This is a genomic window from Chitinophaga sp. (assembly GCF_035564935.1).
GTDB lineage: Bacteria > Bacteroidota > Bacteroidia > Chitinophagales > Chitinophagaceae > Chitinophaga.
The window spans coordinates 1-9,409 of sequence record NZ_DATMTE010000784.1 but is presented as its reverse complement, the minus strand read 5'-3'; the positions used below and the strand labels follow the sequence as shown (position 1 = coordinate 9,409).

Genomic DNA, 9,409 nt, shown 5'->3' with positions numbered 1-9,409 from the left:
GAACACTTTTCCATTTTAGAGATTTGAAAAGCAATGATTTGTGAATCAGTCCCTTATAAGCATAAAAAAAGGAAACAACTGAAATTTGTTGTTTCCTTTTGCGGACCGGACGGGACTCGAACCCGCGACCTCCGCCGTGACAGGGCGGCATTCTAACCAACTGAACTACCGATCCTTCCTACAGGCAAGCCTTTCAGCCATTCTGTATTCCCCGTTTGGGGTTGCAAATATATAAATAATAAATTCAATTCTCCAAATATTTCTCTCACGTTCCTTTTTTATACTCCAGTAATGCCAACCGCCCGTAGTGATCGGATATACGCGTGGTTTCAGGCAAACGGTATTGTGTACATAGTTTCAGCACAATAGCTGTGGCGGTGGCCAGGGATATTTTATGACCTGTGGAAACAAATACAGGGTTAGTGGCGGCTTGTGTGCGTAAGGCGTTGCCGATATGTTCCCCTGTTTCCATTAATGGTGCAACACTTCCCCTTTCTTCCCCCAGGTGGCTGTATTCACCGCATAGCCGTGTTTTACCACAGCCTATCACGGGTTTGTTAACGGTAACCCCAAAATGACAGGCCATTCCAAAGCGGCGCTGATGCGCCAATCCCTGTCCATCGCAAACAATAAGGTCGGGCAGCAGGGGCAGTTTTTCCCAGGCCTTTAATAATGGAGGCATTTCCCGGAAGGAAAACAACCCCGGTATATAGGGAAAGGTAACTTCCATACAATGGGTAGCCGTAGCCACTACCTGCAGGGTGGCATAATCCAGCAGCACAATGCTGCCGGCAATCAGGTTCGAATCTTTATCGTACTCCACATCGGTACCGGCAATAATTTTTATGGTATCCGGGAGTTCATCTGTAGTGATCACCTGCCGGCGCAATTCTTCCTGTATGGCTATTGCTGCATCTTCGGTTAGCATAAATAGGTTTAAAAACAGGCAGAAAGATACCTGCTTTTAAGGTAAGATGTACACTTTATAAATATTCTTTACCGTTTGAAAAAGTAAATATATATTTGGCAGACGCCAATCAGTCCACTTTAAACGATCAATCAAAACACAATAACAATTTTTTTTTACGGATGAATAGTACAGCAATGGTACTACTTCCTTTTGCCGGGATTTGCTAAATCGATTTTTATAAGAAAAGGAGCCTGGAATTTACAACGTTAATATCCACGTAATATTAGACAATTACTTTTGTAGGGACTGTTATATTTCAACTTATGTCTGCGCTTAAGAAAGTATCTTTCCATCATACAACCGGCATGCCCGGTCAGGCTCATTTTGAAGCGGCTGTAACTGCTTACTGGGATAAATTACTGGGCATCGCCGTGGCAAAAACAAATCCGCACGACGCATTTGATATTGTACAGGATGTGTTACTTTCACTATGGGTGAAATGGGAGGAAGTGCCGAAAGATGAAACACTGGAATTTTATCTGCTCAACGCATTAAAGCTGCGTATCTTTAAATATTACCGCACAAATGGCCGTTACCAGGCACACCTGAAGAAACTGGAAATATTATTGAACAACACCCTGGAATCGCCCGGCGCCATTGCTTCCGATGAATTACACGGACTAAAAGAAACCATCATCAGTGAGGCCCTGGAGATCCTTTCGCCCAGCCAGCGACAATTATTTATTCTTCGCGTAAACCATCACTATTCCTACCAGAAAATAGCACAGCAACTTGGCATAGACGCTGGATCAGCACGTGTTTTATACAGCCGTGCCCTTAAACAGGTAAAAGCACATATTAAAGCAAATCCGGCTTTGTCTGCCAGTCTTGTTTCCTCTTTTTTGCTGTTTACAATTTCTTAACCTTCGGATGAGTTAACATTTTTTGTGTTGCGGGTATTCATTAACAGATGGCAACACAAAAATATCCAAGGGCGGAAGCCCTGCTGAAAAAATTCCATGCGGGAAAATGTACGCCCGAAGAACTGGCGTTACTGGACAACTGGTATGACGGTTTAAACAGCGAAACAAACCTGTCGGCCCTGGAGTCAAACCTTTACAGGCAACAGTTCCTGGCAAATTTTCACAGTATACTGCCAACCGCCCGGGTGGCCTGGTGGAAAAAACGTTCCATTCAATGGGCGGCTGCAGCCAGTATATTATTACTGGCCGGCGCCGGGTTTATATGGACCCGTTATACACAAAAATCACCTGCTTCCCTGGCGAACATAAAATCTTTCCAGGTAACCAATGAAACCAGCGATATCAAACTGGTTGTATTGCCTGACAGTTCCCGCATCTGGCTGAATACCGCCGCTTCCCTTCAATGGAAAGAAGACTTCAATAAACAAAACCGCAGCGTACAACTTACCGGTGAAGGCTTCTTCGAGGTACAGGGCAACAGGAACAAGCCATTCGTTATCCGCACCCGCGATCTCGCCATCCAGGTACTGGGCACACAATTTAACGTGGAAGCCTATGCCGGCGAAGGACTTACCCGCGTGTCACTGGTGCAGGGTAAAGTAAAAGTACGCACGGGGAAAGACAGTACCGTATTGAAACCCGGCTATTCCGCTGCCTATAATAATGAAGATAAAGCATTGAATATTTCCGCTACGGAAGCCGCAAAAGTAGCCGCCTGGAAAGAAGGCGCCTTCAGCGCTACCGATCTCCCCTTCAAAGATGCCGTAACGCGATTGTGCACACGCAACGGTTATCAGGTGAAATGGGAGAATACACAGGGCATCGAAAAAAATGTTTCTGTGCTTTTCAAAAAAGACAGCTTCGGAAAAATGCTGGGAAATCTATGCTACATCAGCCGTAAACAATTCCGCATTTCCGACAGACAGGTGATCATTTATTAAAAAACACGTGAACGCTCCTGAAAATTTCAACACATGAAAATGACATTTACTTCCGCTGATCAGCATACCCGCAGCAGCGGGCCGGCTGTATCCCGCCTGAAAAGATTCCTGCTATTGGGATGTGCCCTGTTGCCAGCTACCTTCGGATACGCCAGGCAGCAAGGGTTGAGCGAAAAAGTGAAACTGGATATTTCCCGTGCCTCCCTCTCCCAGGTGCTGAATGCCCTCGGACACCAGAGCAGTTTTACATTTAACTATGTTAAACAGGACTTCGACAAAATTATTGTCAGGGATTACAAAGCAGATAATATCACATTGAACGAAGCCCTTAACATGCTTCGTAATAAGTCGGGTATAGAGTATAGCGTAAGCGACAAAGCCATCCTGCTGAGGAAGGCAGAAAAAGACCCGGAAGAACAAACTACCCAGGCGATCACCCGCAGAATTACCGGCCGTGTAACTACGGAAAGTAACGAACCTATTCCCGGTGTATCCGTTTGGGTAAAAGGCACCAAAATAAGAACAGTTACTGATGCAGATGGCAAATTTGAAATCACCCTGGAAAGCGACAAGGCAATACTCAGTTTCAGCTATGTGGGTTATGAAACAGTGGAAATGCCTGCCGGCACATCCAACACAGTAAACCTCACGCTGAAAACCAGTAACAACGCGCTGAATGAAGTAGTGGTGCTGGGTTATGGTACCGCCAAAAAAGGCGACCTCTCCGCAGCAGTGTCGGTAGTACCTGATATGAAACAGATCAAGGAACGCCCGGTGCTGGATGTAGCCAATATGTTACAGGGTAAAGTGCCTGGTATCACTGTTGTTAGTAATGGTGGCCATACCAGTAATGCGAACAAGATCACTATTCGCGGTGTTGGTTCTGTTAATTCCGAAAATGTACTGTATGTTGTGGACGGGGTTCCCGGTGCCCCTTATAATCCGGCCGACGTAGAGTCCATTACTATATTGAAAGACGCGGCATCTGCGGCTATTTACGGGGCTTTCTCAGGTTCGGCAGGGGTTGTCCTTATTACCACCCGCCAGGCTACACAAGGAGTTCCCAGTGTACAGTATACCGGCTTTGTGGGCGCCAAACAAGCATGGCGCACGTTACAGTCGCTTACTGCAGAACAACAGGGCAAAGTATCCGACCTTGCGCAAACCAATGCCGGACTGCCTCCGCTGGAAGGATGGAATCCTGCCAAGAATCCGGATGGCCTGGTAACGCGCACCAACTGGATGGATGAAATTTTCCGCACCGGTCTGATTCAGCGTCACAATATCAGTGTAAACGCCGGAACAGATAAATTTTCTACCCTCTTCCAGGCCCGTTATGAAAAAGAAGAAGGTACCCTGATCAATACCTATAATAAAAATATTTCCCTGAGATTTAATGCCAATTATCAGTTTAGCAAAAATGTTAAACTGCGCCAGGATATCTTCTGGAATAATAATGATAACAGGGATGCGGAAACCGCCAGCGGTTACAGCGGCGTTATCCTTTCTGCCCTGTATATGCCGCGCTCTGCTACTCCCTACTATAGCGATGGTACCTTTGGCGGTGTAGGCCCGAGAGGTTCGGACTATAACGGTATCTACGGGGATGTGATCAACCCGGTAGCTACCCTGCTGAGAAATAAACCTTATAACAAACGGAATGACCTGCAGTCGGTAACAGAACTAACGGTGTCCGATATTATCCCGGGTCTTACTTATCTCTCCCGTTTTTCTTACCGCCAGCAAAATGCACTGTGGAAAAACTTTGAGCCCAGAAGAACAGAACCGGGAAAACCCAATGATCAGAATACACTTACCTATTCTACAGATAAAGGTTATAACTGGATCTGGGAGAATACGCTTAATTACAACAAGATCATCAACCGGCATAACATTGGTGTAATGGTATCCATGACCGGCCAGGAAGAATCTAACCGTAACTTTTCTGCCGCTGCAAAAGACTTTGAGAATGAAGCTGATTGGGCGCAGTTCTTTACAAATGCCGGCATATTTGACCAAAACCTGCCGACTGATGAGGAATGGAAAGACAGAACGGTTTCCTATGTAGGAAGGTTATCCTATAGCTGGGCAGACCGCTACTTCGTAACCGCCAGTTACCGTAATGACGTTGCAGGCAGGTTAGCGGAAGGCTATCGCTCCAAAGGCTTCCCGGGTGTAACTGCTGCATGGAAAATCAGTTCCGAATCCTTCATGGATAACGCGAAATGGATGGATCTGCTTAAGATCAGGGGTAGCTGGGGACGAATAGGTAACATTGGAACTATAGCACACTACTATGGTTATGCCAAGCTTACACCGGATTACACCTTCCAGATTGGCGATGGCGCACCAAGATCCAATTCACTTGCACTAACAGATGCCTTTAACAGATCACTTTCCTGGGAAACTTCACAACAAACAGATGTAGGGATCGATATCAGCATTCTGAAACAACGCCTGTCCATTACTGCCGACTATTTTGATAAGCTTACCTACGATCTGATCCAGCAACAACCCAGCTGGCCCAATACTTTTGGATTAGCAGCTCCATACATCAACAAAGGAGAGATCAGCAATAAAGGAGTGGAAGTAGCCGTATCCTGGAACGATCATATAGGCCAGGTGGGATATAACCTGGGCGCTAACATCGCTACTTTAAAGAACAGGGTGAAATATATTGATGATGCCCCTAATTCTATAATACCACATACAGATGCCTTCAGGGGAGTGCTCACGCCTTTCCGTTCCAAAGTAGGAGTGCCGCTTTATTCTTACTGGCTGATAAAAACTGCCGGCATCTTCCAGTCGGACGATGAAGCTAAAGCCTACCAGAAAGATGGTAAAATGATCCAGCCCAATGCAAAGGCCGGCGACCTGAAATTTGTGGATCAGAATGGCGATGGCGCTATTAATGATGGCGACCGCGTATATATGGGGAACGCATTTCCCAAGCTCACTTACGGATTTACCGCCAACTTTACCTGGAAGAACTTCGACCTGAGTCTGTTCATGCAGGGCGTAGGCGGCGTAAAACTGTTCAACGCTTTCAAGCTAACCACCTTAAGCGGCTCCGAACAGGGATACAACCGCTGGGATAAAATCCTCGATGCCTGGTCCCCGGAAAATAAAGGGTCCAATATTCCCCGCATCTCCGCAAATGATCCGAACAAAAACTTCCAGACCAACTCCGACTGGTACCTGGAAAACGGTAACTACCTGAGATTAAAGAACCTGCTGATCGGCTATACCTTTAAGAAAATGAGCTGGAACCAGGGACTCCGTGTATATTTCAGCGGCGACAACCTGCTCACCTTTACCAAATACACCGGTATGGATCCGGAAGTAGGCGGTGTTGGTCTTGATGGCGGCCAGTTCCCGGTATCCCGCGTGTTTTCTCTTGGTGCAAATATTAAATTCTGATCAAACGAAATGCTTTTATGAAAACAACATTCAAACATATATTTCTTGCAGGGTCGCTGATGCTGGGTGCAGGCGCCTGTAACAAATGGGTGGATACAAAACCCAATGGCGCGCCTACCACTGCTTATTTCTGGCAGAGTGATAATGATCTGAAGAAGGCTACCAACGATATGTACGTGGCCATGCGTAATGAATCTACCTGGGGCCGCGACCTTTTCTGGGTGCAGGATGCCAGCGACGACCTGATTGTAGGAAGAGCAAAGGCGGATGGTGAAAACATCAAGAACTTCATTCCGAGTGGCCGGGAAGGCTACCTGACCAGTGGCTGGGCCGACCTGTATAAAATGATGAACCGCGCCAACCAGGTGATCCAGAATGTACCCACTTCAAAAAATACCACGGAAGCGGCCCGCAACCAGGCATTGGGCGAAGCGTATTTTATGCGCGGATTCGCTCATTTCTGGGTGGCTTATCTCTGGGGACATAAAGACCAGGGCGTACCTTTCGACGGACCGGAAAACCCGGAATTTGGAACGCGCATTCCGCCTCAGCTGGCATCTGTAACAGATAACTATGCGCAGATCATCAGCGACCTGGAAAAAGCAGCCAGCCTGCTGCCGCTGTTTGAAACCTACAGCACCTCCGACCAGGGCCGCGCACACCGTGCAGCAGCCTGGGGTTACATGGTAAAAGTATATGCTTACTGGGCGCAGTACGATGCCTCCAAATGGGGACTGATCCCCGCGCTTTGCGATAAGATCAGGGATGAAGGTCACCGCGCACTCGTAAAGGGACAGGCAAACGGCCAGCAGAATTACCGCGCTGTATTCAGCATCGCCAATAACTGGAGCTCAGAATATATGTGGTCTGTAACTTCCGGTGTACAGGGTGGTTCCGAGTTTCCGGGCGTAGTACTGGAAAATACCGGTTGGGCTATCTTCAACGGCTGGGGCTATTTCCAGCCCACAGAAGAGCTGTATGAAGAATACGAAGCCAATGACCCGAGAAGGGAAGTTACCATCCTGAAGTTCGGGGATAAGTTCACCTTCTTTGGCCTGGTGCGTTCTTACTACTCTACCAACAGCTTATCCGGTTTCCAGATGAATAAGTACATGGAGCCTTATTCCTATGGAAAAGACGGCGTGATCACCACTAACACCAACATCAACCAGAGCCCGGACTATCCAACCACAGCGCTTAGCTTACCGCTGATGCGTTATGCAGAGATCCTGCTCTTTAAAGCGGAGGCGCTGATCAAACTGGGCAGAAGTGGCGAAGCCGCCGCACCGCTGAATGAAGTGCGCAGCCGCGTAGGATTGGCAGGCATTGCAAATCCTACCATGGATGATCTCAAACATGAGCGCCGTGTGGAACTGGCCTGTGAATGGACAGACAGGCTGCAGGATCTGAAAAGATGGGGCGATTATGCGAAGATCAATGCGCCTTTGCATGGCCGCATCCACAGCGATAAGGTAAACCCTGCATCGCCTTACGAAATAAAACAGGTATGGCCTGCACGTAATTTTGATCCGGCTAAACATATGGCATGGCCTATGAACCCTGATGTAATAGCGCAGAGTAACGGCGTTTACAAACAGGTGCCGGGCTGGAGAAATTAACAGACAATAGCGAACAATGATAGAGGCGGATGGTAAGCGTAAAGATATTTGCATATCTTCATGCTTACCATTCGCCTCTTTTGTTCATTCCTTATGCTATTGTACTATGCCACGGAATCATTTGTTTACCGCCATTTTCTTCTTCCTTGCCACGCTTACAGTCAGTTGCGCAGAACGCACCCCTGCACAATCGGAGCCTGATACAACAGATTCAATACCCGGTACCAGCCGGCCGTTGTTCCGGGATTTTATGGGGCTTAACGGGCACGTTACGCTTAAACCTGACCTGTACAAACAAGTATGCAGGCTGCTGCGCAGTTATCACAATATCAGCTGGGATGTGAAAGCACCGGGTGATACCATCACCATTCCCAACACTATCAATCATATTAACTGGAAACGGGATGTTTACGGCCCATGGAAGGCTGCGGGATTTGAAACCGATATCTGTATGCAGTTCCTGGGAGTGGGGTTGGGCAACCCGGATTATAAGAAGTTATGGGCCGGACATGAGCAGTGGGCATATGATTACGGGAAGGCAATGGCAACTTATTACGGACCTTCCGGCGTTGAAAAACTATGCACCTCCGTTGAAATTGATAACGAACCGGGAACACGTTTTGACCCGGCACTTTTCAGCATACTGTTTACAAAGATGGCGGAAGGGGTGCGAGCAGGAGATCCGCAGATGAAGATCGTTACACCTGCAGTGGCGGTGAAGGCAGACCCTTATTCACAGGGGTTGGATGATTTGTATGGAGATAAAAAAATACTTCCCCTTTATGATGTGATCAATGTACATACTTATCCTACTGTCGAAAAATCTGCTACCAGTGAAAACAGCTGGAACAGGAGTTACCCGGAGGATAATTCCCTGCAATACCTGAAGGTAATTGAGGAAGCAATTGCCTGGCGTAATAGGCATGCAAAAGATAAAGAAGTTTGGGTAACGGAGTTTGGTTATGATGCCTGTACACCGGAGGCCATGAAGCACCGGAAAGACTGGGCACTGAAGCTGAACTGGCAGGGGGCCAGCGATCTGCAGCAGGCACAGTACCTGGTAAGGTCCTTCCTGGTGTTTGCCACACTGGATATCAGGCGCGCTTACCTGTATTATTATAATGATGAAGATGAAGCTTCTTTCCATGCCGCTTCCGGTCTTACGCGGAATTTTGTTCCGAAGATGTCGTTTTGGGCGGTGAAGCAATTGTACCAGACATTGGGTGATTACCGCTTCCGGCGGGTGGTGAAAAAAGAAACAGATTCCCTGTATGTGTTTGAATTTGTGAAAGGAAATGACTCACAGTCCCTGGCCTGGGTAGCCTGGTCGCCTACCGGCGCCCGCACCCATGAACAGAAAGGGTATCAGCCACGTGTAGTACATACAGAACTGGATAACCTGCCCTCGTTGCCGGTAAGCGTTACTGCAATGAACACCACCAGCGAACCTGCCAAAGCAGTAACATGGGAAAAAACAGGAGATACCGGCATCCGTTTACAGGTGGGTGAAAGCCCTGTTTACATCATGTTCCGGGC

6 protein-coding genes and 1 tRNA gene are annotated in these 9,409 nt (G+C 47.6%); 5 read left to right on the top strand and 2 right to left on the bottom strand.

All coding sequences use genetic code 11. From position 1 onward, the window contains the following. Positions 1-101 precede the first annotated feature (101 nt). Together VN105_RS20235 and nfi are read right to left on the bottom strand one after the other, a co-directional pair. Positions 102-175 (bottom strand) — tRNA-Asp (locus tag VN105_RS20235). 90 nt (positions 176-265) lie between these two features. Next, positions 266-928, bottom strand: coding sequence for a deoxyribonuclease V (gene nfi / locus VN105_RS20230; protein WP_325643581.1), 663 nt, complete (start codon positions 926-928; stop codon positions 266-268). A 305-nt stretch (positions 929-1,233) separates the two neighbouring features. Here nfi and VN105_RS20225 point away from each other — a divergent pair, with 305 nt between their 5' ends. The 5 genes from VN105_RS20225 to VN105_RS20205 all read left to right on the top strand — a co-directional run. After that, complete coding sequence (locus VN105_RS20225; RefSeq protein ID WP_325643579.1) at positions 1,234-1,833, top strand: sigma-70 family RNA polymerase sigma factor; 600 nt, start codon at positions 1,234-1,236, stop codon at positions 1,831-1,833. A gap of 47 nt (positions 1,834-1,880) precedes the next feature. Continuing rightward, positions 1,881-2,834 carry a FecR family protein gene (locus VN105_RS20220; protein WP_325643577.1) on the top strand — a complete coding sequence of 318 codons (954 nt, stop codon included), beginning with the start codon at positions 1,881-1,883 and terminating at the stop codon, positions 2,832-2,834. A 33-nt stretch (positions 2,835-2,867) separates the two neighbouring features. Continuing rightward, a complete protein-coding gene (locus VN105_RS20215) occupies positions 2,868-6,254 on the top strand; it encodes a TonB-dependent receptor (protein WP_325643575.1) in 3,387 nt (1,128 codons plus the stop codon). A gap of 17 nt (positions 6,255-6,271) precedes the next feature. Beyond that, on the top strand, positions 6,272-7,873 hold the full coding sequence (locus tag VN105_RS20210) for a RagB/SusD family nutrient uptake outer membrane protein (protein WP_325643573.1): 1,602 nt from the start codon (positions 6,272-6,274) through the stop codon (positions 7,871-7,873). A 106-nt stretch (positions 7,874-7,979) separates the two neighbouring features. Further along, positions 7,980-9,409 (top strand): hypothetical protein (locus VN105_RS20205; protein WP_325643571.1); only part of this gene is annotated, 1,430 nt, incomplete at its 3' end.

Bases quoted from the DNA above. Each gene is read 5' to 3' on its own strand.
- nfi (WP_325643581.1), bottom strand. From the start codon at position 928: ATGCTAACCGAAGATGCAGCAATAGCCATACAGGAAGAATTGCGCCGG.
- VN105_RS20225 (WP_325643579.1), top strand. From the start codon at position 1,234: ATGTCTGCGCTTAAGAAAGTATCTTTCCATCATACAACCGGCATGCCC.
- VN105_RS20220 (WP_325643577.1), top strand. From the start codon at position 1,881: ATGGCAACACAAAAATATCCAAGGGCGGAAGCCCTGCTGAAAAAATTC.
- VN105_RS20215 (WP_325643575.1), top strand. From the start codon at position 2,868: ATGAAAATGACATTTACTTCCGCTGATCAGCATACCCGCAGCAGCGGG.
- VN105_RS20210 (WP_325643573.1), top strand. From the start codon at position 6,272: ATGAAAACAACATTCAAACATATATTTCTTGCAGGGTCGCTGATGCTG.